This window comes from Pseudomonas sp. 22085, from assembly GCF_052045815.1.
GTDB classification, from domain to species: Bacteria; Pseudomonadota; Gammaproteobacteria; order Pseudomonadales; family Pseudomonadaceae; genus Aquipseudomonas; species Aquipseudomonas glycinae.
In genome coordinates this window covers 20,583-39,910 of record NZ_JBQEQA010000010.1, presented here as the reverse complement: position 1 = coordinate 39,910, position 19,328 = coordinate 20,583, and the positions used below count along the sequence as shown (strand labels likewise).

The window sequence follows — 19,328 nt, the reverse complement described above, 5'->3', positions numbered from 1 at the left end:
GCCTACTTTTTCATGATGCCGGTGAACAGCTCCGATTCCAGAAACCGCTGCAACCAGGCCTGCAACCGCACGTAAGGCGTCTGCGCAAACCAGTCACGATCAACGTGAGCGAACTGGCGAACGAACGGCAACAGCGCGATATCGGCCAGGCTCGGATGATTGGCCAGCAAGTAATCGCGACCTTCGAGCAACTCATCCAGTTTCTGCAAGAACAGAGCACCTTCCGCCCGATAAGCCTCCATCGGCTGTTCCGGATAACGCTCGGCGTACTTGTAGCGATTCAGGTGAATCTTGAATACGCGATCGTTGGCTTCGATCAACTCGGCGATCCTTGAATCACCACCCAGCAACCAGTCATCCGGATCATGCTGCGCCAGCGCCCAACGCATGATCTCCAGGCTCTCATCGATCACCTGACCGTCCGCGTCCAGCACCGGCACCGTGCCCTTGGGCGAGATCGCCAGCATCTGGGCCGGTTTGGCTTTCAGACTGACTTCGACGATCTCCACCGGCACGCCCGAATAACGCAGGGCCATCCGTGCCCGCATCGCGTACGGGCAGCGGCGGAAGGAATACAGCGTGTTCATTTCACCTCCAGTGTGCTCAGACCGTTGCCCTGGCGCTGTACCTGAATCTGCACCGGAATCCGCTCGTGCATTTCCTGCACGTGGGAAATCACCGCGACCTTGCGGCCCTGCGCCTGCAAGCCGTCGAGGGCGTCCATGGCCAGTTGCAGGGATTCCGGATCGAGGCTGCCGAAACCTTCGTCGATGAACAGCGATTCGATCTTCAGCGTGCTCGACGCCATCGAGGCCAGACCCAGGGCGAGGGCCAGCGAGACCAGGAAGGTTTCGCCGCCGGACAACGAATGCACCGAGCGCAGTTCGTCGCCCATTTCGGTGTCCATCACCAGCAGGCCGAGCATGCTGCCGCCGCGCTTGAGGCGATAGCGCTTGACCAGCTGCCGCAGTTGCACGTTGGCGTGATGCACCAGCAAGTCGAGGTTGTAGGCCTGGGCGATCTTGCGGAAGGTGTCGCCGGTGGCCGAGCCGATCAGCGCATTGAGCCGCGCCCAGCGCTGATACTCGGCACAGGCATCGGCGATCCGCTGCGCCAGCGCCTGATTGGCGTTCTGGCGCCGCTGGTCTTCGGCCTGCTCGGCGCGCAGTTCGGCACATTGCTGTTCGCTGGCCGTGCACTGGTTTTGCAGGTCGGCGAGGGCGCTGGCGAGCTGTTCGGCATCCAGATTGCCGTTGTGCTGGGCCTGATGTTCGAGCAGACGCTGATCGCGTTCCTGCAACAACACCTTGGCCTGTTCAACGGCTTTTTCGTTGTGCTGCAAGCGCTGGCGCAGTTCGTCGACCTGCGCGTCATCGATCCGCAGCAGCTCTTCGAGGCCACCGTCATCCAGTTCCGGATGGCGCGCACGCCAGTCGGCAATCTTGCCGGCCAGATCGCGGTCTTCGGTTTCCAGCGCTTGCAGACGCTCTTGCTGCGCTTTCAGTTCGGCGGCGATTTGCACGAGCTGCGTACGCGCGTCCTGCAGCGCCTGAGTCGTCGTGGATTCGGCGTTGCGCGCCTGCTCCACGGCCTGTTCCAGTTGCTGCTGCCAATGCTCGGCGCAGCTGTGATCTCCCAACAATTGCGCCAGTTTTTCCTGACTGGCCTGTTGTTGCCCGGTCAGCGCGTTGAGTTGCTGCTTAGCGTTTTGCAGCTGCTGCACACGGCCCTGTTGGCGGTCCTGTTCTTTCTCGAGCGTCTGCTGGCGCTGTTGCTGTTCGGCCAGCTCTTCCTTCTGCTGATCGACTTGCGCCAGGCGTTCGGCGATCTGCCGGTCAAGCTGCATGAAGGTCGCAGCCGGTTCAGCGCGCAAGGCATCGAGGGTGTCGCTCGGCAGCAGTGTGGCGAAGGCCGCCAGTTCTTCGTCCAGGCGCTGGCGGTCAGCGCTCAGCTCGCGTTGCTGATTGCTCAGGTGCTGAGTCGCTTGCTGGTGTGCGGTCTCGGCCTGACGCAATTGCTGGGTCAGGCGCGCCGCATCCTGTTGCAGCGTGAGCAGGGCGGTCTGGCGCTGTTCGTCCTGGGTAATGCTCTGATTCAGTTGTTCGTTCTGGCGGGTCAGCCACGTGGCGCGCTTGTCACTGTCCTGATTCAGCAACGATGTCGCGAGCGGATGTGCCTCGATGCTCGGCGTCAGCGCCAGCTGCTGGGCGGCCAGTTGTTCCTGCTGTTGCAGCAGTTCCTTTTGCCGAGCAATCACCCCACCGACATCAGCGCGCAGCTCGGTGAGTTTTTCCTTCAGTTGATCGACGGCTTGCTGCGCGCTGGCCTGCTCGCTTTCATCGTGACGGCCGAGGCTTTGCAGCAGGGCTTCCGGCTGATGATACGGGTGCTCGTTGCTGCCGCACACTGGGCACGGCTGGTCGTCCTGCAACTGCGCGCGCAACTCTTCGACACTGGCACTGCGGGCCAGACGCTGGCGTTCGAGCAGTTCGCGGGTGACGTTGAGGGTCTGTTCGGCGACGGTCAGCTCGGACTTGGTTTTCACCCCGTCCTGAGTCAGGCGCTCGCGTTCCTGTTGCGCATCGAGCTGACGCTGTTGCAGTTCGGCACTGCGCTTGTCCAGCTCCTGCTGACTGGCCCACAGGCGCGTCAGGTCCTCGACGGCGCGCAATTGCTTGCGGTTGTCCTGCAACAGATTGCCGAGGATGCCGATCTGTTCGGCGACGGCGTCCGGTTCGGCACCGGCCTCTTTGAACAGCACTTCCAGCTGCTGCTTCTGCGTGGCGAGCGCTTCGCTGGCGCGGGTGGCGTTTTCTTCGAGGGACGCCAGTTCGCCTTGACCCTTGTTCAACCGATTGCCGATCAGCATCAGTTGCTGCAAGCGGTCGCGATAGGCATTCCACGCTTCGCTCAACGGTGCCAGATGAGCGCTTTGCTCAAGATCAGCGGCAATGCGCTGCAAGCGTTCGGCGACCTGTTTTTGCTGATCGAGCAGGGACTGGATTGTGCTTTGGCCCTGGGTGCAGGCCTGCTCTGCGGCGTGCTTCGCTTCGGCGCCGGACGCAACGTCCTTGGCGAGGCGGGCGAGGGTGCTTTGCTCCTCGAAAGCCTGGCGCAACAGCGGCGCGCTTTCGCTCAACTGCGTTTGCGCCTGGGTCAGGGCGATCTGCGCGGCGGCGAGATCCTGTTCCAGTCGCGTCTGGCGCTCGGTCAGTTCGCTTTCTTGCCGGGTGTGCGCGCTGATCTGTTCCGCCAGTGGCGTCAGCAGTGCATCCAGTTCGGTTTTGCGGGCGAACTGGTGCCGTTGCGGCGCGAGTTGTTCCAGGCGGGTGAGCTTCAAACGCTCACCGGCCATCGACTCTCGCTCATGCTCGGCGCTGCGCAGTTGCTCGGCGGCGGCTAGTTGGGAGTCTTGCAGTCGTAGCAGCTCTTTTAGCCAGTCGTGCTGTTGCTCGATCTGCTTGAGCTGCGCTTGCTGCAACTTCAATTGTTGTTGGGCGGCATTGAAGCGTTCGTCGAGTTCGGCGCGGGCTTCAGGGGCCAGCGGAGTCACGCCGATGGCCTGATCCTGCAACTGCTTGTGGGCTTCGCGGGCCTCTTTGGTCTTGTCGAACGCACGGCGGCCGAGGCGAGTGTAGAGCGCGGTGTCGGTGAGCTTTTCCAGCAGTTCGCTGCGGTCGTTGTCGTCGGCCTTGAGGAAGGCACTGAACTCGCTCTGGGCCAGCAGCACGGCGCGGGTGAACTGTTCGAAGTTCAGGCCCAGTGCGGCTTCGAGCTGAGTCTTGTACTCGCCTTTCTGACTGGCGAGCAGTTGATCCTGATCGATGTCGCGCAGGCTCTGACGGCTGGCCTGCAACTTGCCACCGGCCTTTTCCCGGGCGCGGTTGGCTTCCCAGCGCGCGCGATAGCGACGGCCATCGACGCCGACAAAATCCACTTCGGCAAAGCCTTCACCGGTGCCGCGACGCAGCAGGGTGCGCGGGTCACCGGTGGCGATTTCGCCGTCGGCGTCCGGCACCTTGGCGTCACGCCCGGTGTTGTTCAGGCGTGGCACGGCGCCGAACAGCGCCAGGCACAAGGCATCGAGCAGAGTGCTTTTACCGGCGCCGGTGGGGCCGGTGATCGCGAACAGACCGGCGCTGGCCAGTGGTTCGGCGGTGAAGTCGATTTCGAAAGGGCCGGCCAGCGAAGCGAGGTTCTTCAAACGAATGGCGAGAATCTTCATGGCTGCTCGCCCTCCATTTGTACGTCTTGCAGCAGTTCGGCGAAGTCCTTGAGGGTTTGCTCGTCGACCTCGTTGCCGTAATTGTCGAGCCAGGCGCGACCGAACAACTCCTGCGGCGTGAGCTGGTCCAGCTCGATCAGCGCGCTGCCGTCCTCGGCGCCGTCAGCGCCCCGATTGCCGGCATATTCCGCGGCAATTCGCACCAGTCGCACAGCCTTGCCTTGCAGGGCGCTTTCGACCTGATGGCGCAGATCCGGTTGCGGCTCGTCGAGGCGCACCCGCACTTCCAGCCACGGTTGGCGCTGGGTTTCGGCCAGCAGGTCGATGTTCGGCAGGTCCGCCAGTTGCAGCAGAATTTCGGCCAGCGGCGCAGGGCCGAGGCGCTGCAAGTTTACGGAGCGGGGGATCAGCATAGGCTCGACGCTGACCAGGGTTTCGCCTTCCAGAACGACGTCGAGAACCTGGTGCTGATAACTGATTTCTGAAAACGACAACGGAATCGGCGAGCCGCTGTAGCGAATCCGATCTTCACCGTTGACCTTCTGCGGCTTGTGCAAATGGCCGAGCGCGACATAGCTGATGCTCGGTCCGAACAGGCTGGCAGGCAGGGCTTCGGCGTTGCCGATGATCAGGCTGCGCTCGGAGTCTTCCGACACCGAGCCGCCGGCCATGTGCGCGTGGCTGATGGCGACCAATGCCTGACCCGGCTGACGCTTGGCGTTCGCCGCTTCGATCAGCCATTCATGCACCTGGCCAATGCCGCGCAGGTAGTTGTCGCCCAGATGCGCGCCGGTCACTTCGGCAGGGCGCAGGAACGGCAGCGCCAGGCACCATGCAGCGATTTCACCGGTGGCGTCCGGCAGCGGCAACAGCAGGCGTTCCGCATCCAGCTGCCCGTCGTCCAGCCACAACACCCGGCCCAGCGCATGGGTACGCAAACGCCGCATCAACGGCGCGGGCAGTTCGATCCGCGAACCGGAATCGTGGTTGCCGGCGATCATCACGATGGTCAGTAACGGTTGCTGTTCGTGGGCGCTGACGATGAAATCGTAGAGGCGTTCCTGGGCTTTGACCGGCGGATTGACCGTGTCGAAGATGTCGCCGGCGATCAGCAGCACGTCCGGCTGCGCCAGCTTCAATTGGCGCAGCAGCCACTCGAGAAAACAGGCGTGCTCGAAATCGCGCTCCTGGCCGTGCAGGTTCTGCCCAAGGTGCCAGTCGGAGGTGTGAAACAGACGCAAGGCTGACTCCGCAATATAAAAAGGTGATGGCCGCCGGGATGAGAGGGCGGCGAAAGAGGAGAGAGTTTACAGATTATTGCGCCAGGAGGGCTGACCGGGGCCGGGGACGTCAGCTAACGAGTATGTGACGGGGTCATGACCGTTCGTCGGCAACGCTGGAGTGTTGCAACCATTAATTGACGCCAAAATAGTGGCCATCTAATATCGCGCCACTAATTTGATATCAGTGTGCCGCTACGAGGGAACGAACAGGCTTTCATGGCTTTTGCCGTGATCGTCCGGGCAACGCTTGATCGCATTGCGCAACTTTCTCCCTATTCGATTTTGCTCTGACGGGCGCCATTAGCAACCCCGTCGGAATCGTCGCGCCTGCCTTCAAATCGCCCATCATGCCTGTGCATTGAGATCTTTACATGGACGTTCGTCAGTTCGCCTTTCTCGCTCGCCTGCCATCTGCCGCCGTAAAAAGCCGTGATCAGTTCTGCGGTATGCCCAAGCGCGGACTGGCGTTTTTGCTGGCCAACGTGATGTTCTGGCAGCCGATGTGGGCGCAGGCGGACGGCATTGTGGTGGCCAACCCAGGCACCACCCTCGACCGCGCCGGCAACGGCGTGCAGATCATCAACATCGCCACGCCCAACGGGGCGGGTCTGTCGCACAACCAGTTTCATGACTACAACGTCAGCGCGCAGGGCGTCATCCTCAACAACGGCTCCAACCAGGCTTCGTCCACTCAATTGGGCGGCTACATCATTGACAACCCGCACCTGAAAAACAGTGGTTCGGCGCAGGCGATTCTCAACGAAGTCATCGGTGGCAGCCCGAGCCAATTGCGCGGCTACACCGAAGTGGCGGGGCAGTCGGCGCGGGTGATCGTCGCCAACCCGTACGGCATCAGTTGCAACGGTTGCGGTTTCATCAACACGCCCCGCGTCACCCTCACCACCGGCAAACCGGTGCTGGATGGCAGCGGTCGGCTGGATCGTTTCCAGGTCGATCAGGGCTCGATCGCCATCGAAGGTGCCGGGCTTAATGCAACCAACGTCGACCGCTTCGAAATCATCACTCGTAGCGCGAAGATCAACGCCGAGATCCAGGCGAAAAACCTGACCATCGTTGCCGGGCGCAATGACGTCAACGCCGAATCGCTCAACGCCGCGGCCCGCGCCGACGACGGCAGCGCCAAACCGCAACTGGCCATCGACTCTTCGGCGCTGGGCGGCATGTACGCCGGGGCGATCAAACTGGTCGGCACCGAGGCCGGGGTGGGGGTGAAACTCGACGGCAAACTGATCGCCAGTGGCGGTGACATCCAGCTCGACGCCAACGGCCAGTTGAGCCTGGCCGAGACTTCGGCCACCGGCGCGGTCAACGTCAAGGCCGCCAGCCTGGAGACCCGCTCGGCGGTGTACGCCGGCACCTCGCTGAACGTGCAGACTCAGGGCGACCTGACCAACCGGCAGACGCTTGCGGCGCGCGACAGCATCAGCCTCAGTGCGGGTGGTCAGTTGACCAACGCCGGGGCGATCGAAGCCGGGGTTAATGCTGACGGCGGTCGTAATGCCAATGGTGATCTGAGCCTGAGTGCGCAAAACATCGACAACCGTGGCAAGAGCCTGGTGGCCAGCCGCAATCTGGCGGTGAATGCCGCACAGGTGCTGAGCAACCAGGGCGGCACGCTGAGCGCCGCGCAGATCGCAAGCATCGTTGCAGGCACGCTGGACAACCAGAATGACGGACGTGTGCTGAGCAAAGGCGCGCTGAACGTGACCGCCAATCAAGTGCTCAACAGCCAGGGTTTGATCGACGCAAAGGGTAACCTGACGGCCACGATCGGTCAGTTGAACAACAGCAACGGCCAGGTTTCGAGTTCCGCTATCACTCGACTCAGCGGGACCTCCGTCAACAACCTCGGCGGCCAGATCCTGGGTGATCTGGGGCTCAATATTGATCTCAGCGCGGCCCTGGACAATCGCGACGGCGTGCTCGGTTCCGGCGTTGCTCTCGATCTCAAGGCCGGCAGCCTTGATAACCGGGACGCCGGGGTCGTGGTCAGCGATGGCGGTCTCGTAGTGCGGGTCAGCGGTCTGCTCGACAATCGCAACAAAGGCGAAATCACGGCCAAGGGCGCCATTGACGCGCAGGCCGGTCATCTCGACAACCGTGACGGCAAGGTCATCGGCAAAGGCACGCTGGCCTTGCGCAGTGATTCGGCAGACAACCGTGGCGGCGCTCTGCAAGGCGACGGGCAACTGACGCTGAACGTCGATCGACTGGATAACCGCGACAACGGTCTGATCATCGGCAAGGCTGGCGTTACATACGCGGGCACGCGACTGGACAACAGCAATGGTCTGGTCAGCGCTGTCGGTCCTGTCGGTATCAAGGCCGGCGAGGTGCAGAACGCCAAAGGGCGGATCTCCAGCCAGGGCGACCTGACCGCGACCATCGGCCTGCTGCAACAGCAGGGCGGCGCACTGGTCGCACAGGGCAATCTGAGCCTGACCGGCACCACACTCGACAACCGTAACGGCGGGCTGATCGGCACTAAAAAAGCGCTGACTCTCGCGGTCGATGACATCGATAACCGAGCGGGCGAGCTATCTGGCAGCCTGTTGCTCAACATCAAGGGCCAGCGTCTGGACAACAGCGACGGCGGCAAAATTCTCGCCGCCAGCGATCTGGAACTGGCGGTTACCCGATTGATCAACCAGAACAAAGGCATGATCGTCGCCAGTGGCGCGACGAAACTGACTGGCAGCACGCTGGATAACACCGGTGGCTCGTTCGATAGCTTGAAAGGTCTGGTCATCACGCTCGACGATGCGTTGCTCAACGGCCAGGGACTCATCAGCAGCGAAGGCACGTTGACCATCAATGCCGGCCGTGTCGATAACAATGCCGGCAACCTGACCAGCGCCGGCGCCCTGGCGTTGACCAGTCTTGGCGCGCTGCTCAATCAGGGTGGCTCCATCAGCACCGACAGCACTCTGAAACTCAAGAGCGCCAGTCTCGACAATAGCCAGAAAGGTCTGATCTCCGGCAAGGACAACAGCCGGATCGACAGCGGCGATGTCGACAACAGCCAGGGCGGGCGCCTGATCAGCGGTGGAACGCTGGACTTCACGGCGGGGCAGGTCAACAACGCTGCAGGCCGCATCGCCAGTCAGCAAGCCATGACCATGTCGGTCACCGGCCTCGATCAGCAGGGCGGTGAACTGTTCAGCAAGACCAGCCTGAGTCTTGATTTGAACAACGGCCAGTTGAACAACCAGAACGGTTTGATCAATGCGCCCGGCGAATTGCTGCTCAAGCAACTCAGTGGCGTGAACAACCAGGGCGGCGAAATCTCCAGCCAGCAAGCCTTCGCACTGACCGCACATGACCTGGACAACAGCAACGGTAAACTGCTGAGCCAACAGGGTCTGACCGTGCGTATTGCGCAGGCGCTGAACAACACCAAAGGCGTTATTTCCGGTACATCGCTGGACAGTCACAGCGCCAGCCTCGACAACCAGGAAGGCTTGATCAGCAGCCGTGGCCCGCTGACGCTGACGACCGACAACACCCTGGATAACCAGCTTGGTACCGTGATTGCCGACGGCAAACTCGAACTGACGGCGCAGACGCTGGATAACCGTGGCGGCAGCATCGCCGGCAAGTCGGATGCCACCGTACAGGCGAAAAAGCTCGATAACCAGGACGGCCAGTTGATCGCCACCGGCGTCCTCAAACTCGATGCCGACCTGCTCGACAACCGTCAGGGCGGACTGCTCGGCTCGACCAAGGCGATGACCTTGAACGTCGACGACGTGGATAACCGCGGCGGTGAAATCAGCACCAACAGCGACCTGCAGGTTAACGGTAAGAAATTCGACAACAGTGACGCCGGCAAGATCTTCACCGGTCAGTCGTTGACGCTGACCGTTGAGCAACTGATCAACCGCAACAAGGGCCTGATCAATGCCAGCACTTCGCTCGACCTGCACGGCGATTCACTGGACAACAGTGGTGGCGAGTTGCTCAGTCAGCAGGCCATGGCTCTGACGCTGGGCGGTGCATTCGACAACAGCCAGGGCAAGGTCAGCAGCGAAAGCGTGCTGACGGTCAAAACCTCGCAACTGACCAACATCAAGGGCAGCCTTTCCAGCGCTGCGGACCTGACAATCGAGAGTCGCGGCAGCGTTGATAACCAGGGCGGTGCGGTGGTTACCGATGGGGCCCTGGCGCTCGACAGCACCCGTCTCGACAACCGCCAGGCAGGCACACTCAGCGCCAAGGGCGCGGCCAGCGTCACCACAGGCGACTTCGACAACAGCACCGGCAAGCTCAGCAGCGCCGATACCCTGAACCTCGTCGCGGGGAAGGTCACCAACCGCGATGGCGGGCAGATTGGCAGCCAGGGCGCTCTGACGGCGTCGGTCACCGGGCTCGAGCAGCAGGGCGGCAAGCTGTTCAGCAACACTCGCCTGAGCCTGGACATGAACAATGGCCAGCTCAATAACCAGAATGGCTTGATCAATGCACCCGGTACGTTGCTGCTCAAGCAGCTCAATGGCGTGAACAACCAGGGCGGAGAAATTTCCAGCGGTGAAGCCTTTACCGTGGCGGCGCAAAATCTGGACAACGGCAATGGCAAATTGCTGAGCACCCAGAGCCTGACGCTGCGCATCGCCCAGGCACTGGACAACGTCAAAGGCATGATCGGTGCTGCATCGATCAATGCCCGGGCCGGCAGTCTTAACAACAGCGGCGGCAGCCTGATCAGCCGTGCCAACCTTGACCTGACCGCAGACGGTTTGCTGCGCAATGACAGCGACGGTCTGATCAGCGCTGCGCAAGCGTTGCGCATTGGCAGCGCCGACCTGAACAACCAGGGCGGCGTATTGCAGGGCGTCGGCAGCTTCACGCTCAATGCCATGGCCCTGAACAACCGCGACAAAGGCTTGATCAACAGCCAGGGCAGTCTGTCGCTGACGGCGACAGCGCTGGACTCCAGCAATGGCGGTGAAGTCTCTGCCGGCGGCGACATCGACCTGACCTTGACCTCCCTGACCCAGAACGGCGGGCGTCTGCTGGGCGACAAAGCTGTCACCGTGGATCTCGCCAATGGCGACCTCGACAACACCAATGGTTTATTGACGGCCAAGGGGCCGTTGACCCTCAAGCGCTTGCGCGACCTGAACAACCAGAGCGGTGAAATCTCCAGCAGCCTGGGTTTCGACGTCATTGCCCGGGCGTTGAACAACAATGCCGGCAAGATCATCAGCGGCGAGAAACTGAAGCTCAGCGGTACGACCCTGACCAACCAGAACGGCTTGGTCTCGGGCTGGCAGCAGTTGAGCGTCAGTGGCGACAGTCTGGACAACCGCGCCAACGGCACGCTCTCAAGCCGCAACGGCGATGTGTCGGTCGATCTCAAGGGCGCTCTGCTCAACAGCGGTACCGGCGCGCTGGTTGCGCAAGGCAATCTGACCGTCAATGCCGCCAGCCTCGACAACAGCGACAAAGGCATCCTCAGCAGTGCGGCAGGGCAGACCCTCACGCTCAAAGGCGCACTCAACAACAATCAGGGCGGCCTGATCGACAGTGGCGCCGCACTGGACATCACCAGCACTGCACTGACCAACGCAGGCGGTTCCATCAACGCGCTACAGGCGCTCACTGCCAACGCTACGAGCCTGGATAACAGCGGGGGCAAATTCGCAGCAAACGGCGCGATCAACCTGAATCTCTCGGGACAGCTGAACAACAACGCCGGCAAACTGGCGGGCACCGGTCCGGTCGTGATCAAAGGCGTCAGCGATCTGAGCAACCGCAACGGCCAGCTCGCCAGTCAAGGCTCGCTGCAACTGCTGACCGGCTCGCTGGACAACGGCAGCAAAGGCACCATTGCGGCCAAGGATGACTTGCAGATCACCGCCAGCGGCGCGGTGCGCAACGATGCCGACGGCTTGATCTACAGCCAGACCGGCAGCCTGCAACTCAAGGCGGCAAGCCTGGCCAACGGCAAAGGTTCGATCCAGAGCCAGACCGGCCTGACACTCGACGTTACTGGCGATCTCGATAACCAGAGCGGAAAAATCATCGCTCAGGAAGGCGACGTGACGATCGGCGCGGCCAGCATCGACAACCGTGGCGGGATTCTGTCCAGCATCAAGGGTGCGCTCGAAGCACGGACGGTTGGTGTGTTGCGCAATGGCTTCGACCTCAACAACAATCGCCAGGGCGGCATCATTCAGGCACAGCGCCTGACGCTTTCGGCGCTGGCAGGTCTGGACAACAACGGCGGGCGCATCTCGGCGCAAGGCTCTGATGCGAATATCACCACCGCTGCATTCGATAACCGCAATGGCGTGATCTACGCCAAAGGGCTGGTTGGCGTAAGCGGCACGAGTCTGGACAACGGTGCCGGGCAGATCGCCGCCGAGCGCATCGATTTTGGCTTGAGTGGTGTGCTGAACAACGGCGCGGGTGTCATTGAAAGCAACACCCGACTGACCGTCAAAGCGGCCAGCGTCAATAACCAGAATGGCCGACTGCGTTCGCTGGGCACCTCCGGCAAGACCGAGTTCCAGATCGGTGGCCTGCTGGACAACCGCAATGGCGTGCTGGAAACCGCGAACACCGACATGACCCTGGCCGTCGGCAGCTTCCTCAACGGTGGCGGGCAGCTCAACCACGTCGGCCGTGGCCGATTCGATCTCTCCACGGCCAACGTGATCGGCGCCGGCGGCAGCATTACCACCGGTGGCCTGCTGGACCTGACGGCCGACACCTGGAACAACTCCAGCGTGATTCAGGCCGGGCGTTTGAACGTGAACGTCCGCCAGTTCAGCCAGACCGCCAGCGGCAAGCTGCTGGCCTCCGATCTTCTGCAGATACGTGGGGGCAACTGGACCAACGACGGTCTGCTCGCCAGTGATGGCCTGATCGACATGCAACTGACCGGTGCCTATGGCGGCAACGGTCGACTGTCGAGCCAGCGCGGGATCAATTTCAGCGCAGCCCAGCTGAGTGTCGGTGCGGCCGGCAGCATCGCCGCCGGCACAACCTCGACGATCAACGTGGGCGCGGCACTCGTCAACTCCGGGCGCATCACCTCCAGTGAAGACCTGACCGTGAATGCCGGCAGCGTTGTCAACTACGGCACTTTGGGCGCAGCGCAGAACCTGACTATCAACACGCCGTCATTGCTCAATGATCGTGGCCTGATTTTCAGCGGCAACGACATGACGCTCAGTGTTGGTAATCTGACCAACCAGAATGGCGACTTCTATGGCCTGGGCAACGTGACCATCAAGGGTTATGGCGCTGCGCAGGCCAGTCAGGTCTCAAACCTTTCGGGATCGATGGAGAGTGGCAAGACCTTCAAGATCGACGCGGCGAACTTCGCCAACCGCACTTCCGGCGATGACGGCACCCAGAGCTTTGCCCTGACTCGCAAGCTGGTTACCGGTTTCATTGGCGTTCAGTGTGGTGATTGCTCGGGTGGTACCTATGACGTCAATCTGATTGCCCATGAAGTCTTCGAGGGCGGGCAGGACAACGACACCACGGCGTCTTCCTTGCTGACAGCTGGTGGTGATTTCATCTTCAACGGTGGTGAGTTCCTCAATAGCAAAAGTACGCTCAGCGCGTCGGGCAACATCACCATCAATGCCAACAACATGAGGAACGTCGGCGCGGTCAGCGGCAGCATCGAGCGGACCCGCATCTACCGTACTGGCGCCATCGACTCGGGGTCGTTCAATACCTTCATGCCTGAGGTGGTGGCATACAACCAGCGCAACAACCCTGATTTCCCTAACGTTTACTACATCGATGGCACCGGGAATTTCGCCCAGGGTGTCGTGACGTCCACCACCGGTCGGGAACCCGGTCATGACGGCGGTACAACCTACGTCATCACCATCAAGGACTCGGTGACGAACAAGTCGGTCGGCGACCTCACCCTGTCCGGCTATCGGTGGGGCAATACCAGCCTGCAGTCTCAGTACGACCCCAATAACCTTGTACAGATGCCGACCCGGCTGGACGGTTTCACGCTGACATCCGACAAGGAAGTGGCCCGAGACGGCACCAGCCCCACAGCAGGTCGCAATGCGGTCATCCAGGCTGGCGGCAACGTATCGATCACCGCCACAAAAGACCTGCAAAACAGTGTGATCCATCAGGATTACGGTTCAACCGGAGGCACCAACAAGGTGGGTAACACCAACGTTGGCAACTCGGGTACCACCGTCATCCGGATCAACAGCCAACTGCCGCCCGATGTCGCGCAGCAACAGGTCAATCCGCTCAGCCTGCCGGGCTTCTCCCTGCCAACCGGGGAAAACGGTTTGTTCCGTCTGAGCGGTCAAGGCGCGGCTGACACCGCACCCGTTGGCACAACCGGCCCGGCACCGACCTGGACGATGGGGGGGCAGGTTGTCGCTACCGAGGAGCATGTCGTGGCTGGCAGCAGTGGCGGCCCGCGTAATCTTTTCATTGATGCACCGCCCGCAGTCTCCGATAGCACGCGCGCGGTTGACACATTCCATCGGTCCCCGAGCGTGGTCACGGCGGTGGCCAGTACGGTCGATGTCAACGTGCCGGTGAAGTCGGCCGGTCCCGGCATGAAAGACCGCGGCAATGATGCCAGAGAGTCGATCGACACCCGTCCGGTGACACGCGTCGCCGGACTGCCGGACACGAAGGCGCCGTCCAACGCGCACAAATACCTGATCGAAACCAACCCGGCACTGACCAACCTCAAGTCTTTCATGAGTTCGGACTACCTGCTCGGCAAACTCGGTTACGACCCGGATCAGAGCGCCAAGCGCCTCGGTGACGGCCTCTTTGAACAGCGTCTGGTACAGCAAGCCGTGACCGCCCGTACCGGCCAGGCTTTCATCGATGGCCGCAGCAACAACGAGGACATGTTTCGCTACCTGATGGATAACGCCATCGCCAGCAAGGACGCCCTCAACCTGTCGATGGGCGTGGGCCTCACGGCCGAACAAGTGGCGGCGCTGACCCACGACATCGTCTGGCTCGAAGAGCACGAAGTGAACGGCGAAAAAGTGCTGGTGCCGGTGCTGTACCTGGCCCAGGCCAACGGCCGTCTCGGCCCGACCGGTGCGTTGATCTCCGGTAAGGACGTGACGCTGATTGCCGGTGGGAATCTGGATAACGTCGGGACGTTGAAGGCGACGAATAATCTGTCGGCGACGGCGGGCAAGGACATCGTCAACAGCGGCCTGATCGAGGCGGGTAACCGTCTGGATCTGCTGGCGACCAACGACATCGTCAACAAGTCCGGCGGCATCATCACCGGCCGCGATGTGAACCTGACCACTCGCACCGGGGACGTGATCAATGAACGCACGATCACGTCCTCCGACAACAGCACCCGGTTTGGCACCCAGCATCATGACTACGCCGACAACGCGGCAAGGATCGAAGCGGCCAATGACCTGACCGTCAAAGCGGCCAAAGACATCAACATCGCCGGTGGCGTGATGAAAAGCGGCCAGGACATGGTCGTGAATGCCGGGCGCGACATCAACGTTTCATCCGTCCAGGTCAACAACAGCGTCTTCCACGACGACCGCCACAACAGCAGCGACGTCACCCAACTGGGTGCAGAGATCGACGCTGGTCGTGACTTCAAGGCTGACGCCAAGCGCGATATCAACGTCATCGCCAGTCAGATCGATGCCAAGCGTGATGTTGCGATCAAGGCGACCGGAGACGTGGTCATCACGTCTGCGGCGGATGAAACCCACTCCCTGTCCAAGAGCAAGAAACTCACCGTTCAGGAGGACCATGTCAGCCAGGTCATGTCCGGTATTTCGGCTGGCGGCGACGTCAGACTGGATGCGGGTAAAGACCTCAGTGTGATTTCCAGCCGTATCACCGCCGGCGACGAGGCCTATCTGGTTGCGGGTGACAACCTCGATATTCTTGCTGCGCAGGATTCCGATTACTCGCTCTATGACAAGAAGAAAAAGGGCAGTTTCGGCAAGCTCAAAATGCAGCGGGACGAGATCAGGGACATCAAGTATGTCGGGTCAGAGATCAAGGCAGGCGGCGATCTGACGCTGTCCAGCAAAGGCGATCAGCTTTATCAGGTTGCCACGCTGGAGAGCGGTAACAACATCACGCTGGACAGCGGCGGGGCCATTACGTTTGAAGGGGTTAAAGACCTTCATGACGAAAGCCATACCAAGACGAACAACAATGCCGCGTGGGTATCGGCCAAAGGGCGCGGCACCACTGATGAAACCCTGCGCCAGACCCAGATGATTGCCAAGGGCAACATCGTAATCAAGGCGGTCGATGGTCTGAAAATCGACGTCAAGGATGTTAATCAGCAATCGGTGAGCCAGACCATCGACGCCATGGTCAAGGCTGATCCGAAGTTGGCCTGGCTGAAGGATGCTGAAGCGCGTGGGGATGTCGACTGGCGGCTTGTGAAGGAGGTTCACGAGTCGTTCAAATACAGCAACTCGGGTCTTGGTCCGGCATCGCAGATGATCATTGCAATCATCATGGCAGCGGTGGTTGGTCCGGCGGCCCTGACGGCCCTGAGTGGGATGGGGACTTTTTGGGCAGCGACCTTTGCTGCTGTAGCGACTGGAGCCGCCACGAATGCCACCACCAGTTTCATCAATAACGGCGGTAATCTTGGAGCGGTATTCGCAGACGTTACTTCATCTGACGCACTGCAAGGCTATGTCGTTTCCGGACTGACAGCCGGATTGATGTCCGAATACCTGAACAAGCTCACCGGCGTGAAATTCGATGCAAACGGGAAATATGCCGGGCCTTCATTGGCTACATGGGAAGGTGTAAGTAAATTTGCTGGAAGCCAGGTACTTCAGGGTAGTACGTCTGCGCTTATCACCAAGGCTGTAGGAGGTGATGCAAACGTTGGTGACCTGCTGCAGACCGCGCTCTTTAACACCGTAGCAGCGTACAGCTTCAACCTGGTGGGTGATCTTACAAAAGGCGTCGTTGACGATGGATCTGCGACCAAAGTCATCATCCATGCTGCGGTGGGTGGATTGCTGGCCGAAATGACCGGCGGGGACTTCGCGACAGGCGCATTGGCGGCTGGGGCGAATGAGGCGCTCGTTACAGAGCTGAACAAATGGTTCAAGGGCAACCCTGATCTATTGCTTATGGGGTCGCAGATTGTTGGAGTGCTGTCGGCAACCGCTTTGGGCAATACGGATTCCACTACTTTGCAGCAAGCTGCATGGATTGCGAACAACGCAACCCAGTTCAACTTCTTGACCCACGCCGAGAATAACGAGCGATTTGAAGCCGAGAAGGCATGCAAGGCTGGTGACTCTCAAGCGTGCGCACGCAGAGATGAACTCAATCAGCTGGATGTAGATCGGGACAAGACCATGCACAGTGCATGCGAAGCGGACAGGAGCAGTCCCGCCTGCACAAGCCTTCGGATTGCATCGAAGAAAGCTGAGCTTGATCTTCTGCGGAACATACATACCCCGGAAGCGCAGGAACAGCTCCGGGTGGCCATGCAAGATCCTGAAATGTGGAGGTATTCCATTGAAGGAGAGTTGTACAGCATTGGTTTGATGAACAATCAAATGGATCGGATGCTGTCGACCAGCATTGCCAACAAGCTCATGGATATCTTGACGGATCACCTTCCTGTTGTTTCTACCGGGAAGGGGTTTTATGAAGCCGAGACCATTTGGGATTACATCCTTGCTGCGATGGACATAATCCCGGTCGAGAAATACGGTTCTGATGTCGTGAAGGGCATCAAGAAAGTAGAGGAGCTTCTAAAGAACGGTAAAGCAAAAGAAGCGGATGCATTACTTTCGGATATCTTGAAAACTGCATCGGATACGAAAAAAGGGACTGTGACAAAAATCACGGACGAGATGAAGGCTGATCCGTACCACCCAGACTGGAAGAATTATTCAGGTACAGAACCGCGTAACCTTTCTTCCGGAGCGAGTGGTGTAAAAACAGTTTCAGGTTTAGGAGACGTTGATGAGTTTGTGGCCTCGCAGCTGTCCAACATCAATAAAAAGCTTGGCGAGAAAATTGGCCAAGGCCGTCTGCCTTATGAGCGAAGTCGAGCCGGTATTGATCAAGCTAAGCTTGATATTCAAGCCACGCTTGAAACTGCAACTGAAATCAGTGCGTTGATTCCGAAGTCTCAGTTACGAGGTGACTACGATTTGGTGCATGTGTATAGTTCTGTTACGGATAGAACAGTCAGTTTGAGAGTTTTGCCAGGTGGCAAGTATGAGTTTGATACGTTAATTGCTGAAAAGTCATCTAAATTCTGATTGGGTTGTTTATGTTATTAAATGAGAAATTTAGTGAGTTTCGGGCCAGATCATTTTATTTAAATGGGACGCTGGTCTGCGAAGTTTTGGTGCTTTTTTTCAGGCTTGAGAACTCTCAGTGGTGTTCGCTAAATATTGGGGAGGGAATCGCGATATTTACTAGCGACGAGCCTGAGCTTGAGGTTGAATTGAATTGTAGCTTGGGTGGTGACGTTGATTATCCTGTGGTGCGGATGCCTGTGCTTGATGATTTTATTGGGGAGAGAATACACAGAATATTTGAATATCGAATCGAAGGTTTGGATGAAGGATGTGTAGGTGTATATTTTGATTGTGGTGTTTGTGGATTTAGTGTTGTTGAGAATAATGGTTGTCTGTCATTTGTAAATGGTGTTTCTGATTTTGAAGGGGAGGTTTTTTTGGTTGAGAAGGACTTTATCTAGGCTGTAATAGTAGTAAAGGTGGGCAAAAAAAAAGGGGCAAAAAAGGGGACAGATTTATTTGATCTAAAAAAAGGGGACAGATTTATTTGATTAAATAAATCTGTCCCGAATGGTACTAAATAAATCTGTCCCCTTTGTAGAGTAATGCGCACTTTTTACGCAGCGAGCGTAAGAGGCGAAGTGGCCTGCGTCGGCAAAGCGCTCGATATTTCCGGTTTCCAGCATGATGATCGTGGCCAGTACCTCGCCAATCCCGGGCATCGTTTTCAGCAAGGAAAACTCCGGGCGCAGACGGGCTTCGTGCAGTAATCGCTCTTCAAGAAAATCAATCTGGGTCTGCAACGCCTGGACAATGGCGACATTCGCTTTCATTGCCAGAGCCACATCCGTCGGCAGGCCCAGCCTGTCGACGGATGTGGCTGACAGCCCTTTGACTTCATTGCAGCTCAACCGCTGGCCAAACTGGCGCGCCATGATGTTCTCGACGGACAGAATGTGCTGAGTCCGACTGCGTACCAGTTGAATACGTTTGCGTGCCAAATCTCGCAGCGCACGCTCTTGCGGCGGATGGATATATCCGGTCGGTAAAATCCCGAGTCGCAGCAAATGAGCCAGGAAAGTCGCATCATCCTTGTCGTCAGAATGCTTCAAACCGTCGTAGCGTTTCATCGCCACGGGATGGGCCAGCTTCACCTCGAAGCCCGCCGCCTTAAGGCCATCGACCAACCAATACCAGTTGTAGGTGGACTCAACCACGACGCCAACCAATTCAGCACGGTGAGGCTCGAGCAGCAAAAGGATCGGTGTTAGCTCGTTGGGACAGCGTCGACTGACCAGTACCCGATCCGTTTCGTCGGTAACCACCACAACACTGTTGTTCGAATGCAGGTCTATGCCACAGAATTTCATCACGGCCTCCTACGCAAAAGACTAAGTTCGCACCTTGAATTTTGCGCCACCTCCGTGAGGTGGGGAGGCCGGCCAGATGATTCTCAGATTTGAAAAAAAAGGGGACAGATTTATTTGATTAAATAAATCTGTCCCCTTTGTATGCTCAATGTAGAGAGTTGCCAAACGGGACGAAGGTTAAAATAGAGGTGGT

General features: G+C 59.3%; 6 protein-coding genes. 2 read left to right on the top strand and 4 right to left on the bottom strand.

Annotated features, from left to right (window positions below):
• Positions 1-2: 2 nt before the first annotated feature.
• From ACTJK7_RS13980 to ACTJK7_RS13970, 3 genes are read right to left on the bottom strand one after another with little or no spacing between them, the layout of a single operon-like run.
• Positions 3-587: a glutathione S-transferase gene (locus ACTJK7_RS13980; RefSeq protein ID WP_108562363.1), complete on the bottom strand. Its 585-nt coding sequence runs from the start codon at positions 585-587 to the stop codon at positions 3-5.
• Positions 584-4,225 carry an AAA family ATPase gene (locus tag ACTJK7_RS13975; RefSeq protein ID WP_108562361.1) on the bottom strand — a complete coding sequence of 1,214 codons (3,642 nt, stop codon included), beginning with the start codon at positions 4,223-4,225 and terminating at the stop codon, positions 584-586. Before ACTJK7_RS13975 ends, ACTJK7_RS13980 begins: the two co-directional genes overlap by 4 nt.
• A complete protein-coding gene (locus ACTJK7_RS13970) occupies positions 4,222-5,466 on the bottom strand; it encodes an exonuclease SbcCD subunit D C-terminal domain-containing protein (protein ID WP_108562359.1) in 1,245 nt (414 codons plus the stop codon). Before ACTJK7_RS13970 ends, ACTJK7_RS13975 begins: the two co-directional genes overlap by 4 nt.
• A gap of 413 nt (positions 5,467-5,879) precedes the next feature.
• On the opposite strand from ACTJK7_RS13970, the gene ACTJK7_RS13965 reads away from it, so the two are divergent.
• Both ACTJK7_RS13965 and ACTJK7_RS13960 read left to right on the top strand, forming a co-directional pair.
• The gene (locus ACTJK7_RS13965; RefSeq protein WP_440780096.1) at positions 5,880-17,783 is read left to right on the top strand and encodes a two-partner secretion domain-containing protein; all 11,904 of its coding nucleotides are present in this window, start codon (positions 5,880-5,882) and stop codon (positions 17,781-17,783) included.
• A gap of 11 nt (positions 17,784-17,794) precedes the next feature.
• Positions 17,795-18,226 (top strand): hypothetical protein, encoded by a 432-nt coding sequence (locus ACTJK7_RS13960; protein WP_159085220.1) that lies wholly within the window; start codon positions 17,795-17,797, stop codon positions 18,224-18,226.
• 90 nt (positions 18,227-18,316) lie between these two features.
• Here ACTJK7_RS13960 and ACTJK7_RS13955 read toward each other — a convergent pair whose 3' ends face one another.
• On the bottom strand, positions 18,317-19,135 hold the full coding sequence (locus tag ACTJK7_RS13955) for an IS110 family transposase (RefSeq protein ID WP_108562355.1): 819 nt from the start codon (positions 19,133-19,135) through the stop codon (positions 18,317-18,319).
• Positions 19,136-19,328 lie beyond the last annotated feature (193 nt).

Bases quoted from the DNA above. Each gene is read 5' to 3' on its own strand.
- ACTJK7_RS13965 (WP_440780096.1), top strand. From the start codon at position 5,880: ATGGACGTTCGTCAGTTCGCCTTTCTCGCTCGCCTGCCATCTGCCGCC.
- ACTJK7_RS13975 (WP_108562361.1), bottom strand. From the start codon at position 4,225: ATGAAGATTCTCGCCATTCGTTTGAAGAACCTCGCTTCGCTGGCCGGC.
- ACTJK7_RS13955 (WP_108562355.1), bottom strand. From the start codon at position 19,135: ATGAAATTCTGTGGCATAGACCTGCATTCGAACAACAGTGTTGTGGTG.
- ACTJK7_RS13980 (WP_108562363.1), bottom strand. From the start codon at position 587: ATGAACACGCTGTATTCCTTCCGCCGCTGCCCGTACGCGATGCGGGCA.
- ACTJK7_RS13960 (WP_159085220.1), top strand. From the start codon at position 17,795: ATGTTATTAAATGAGAAATTTAGTGAGTTTCGGGCCAGATCATTTTAT.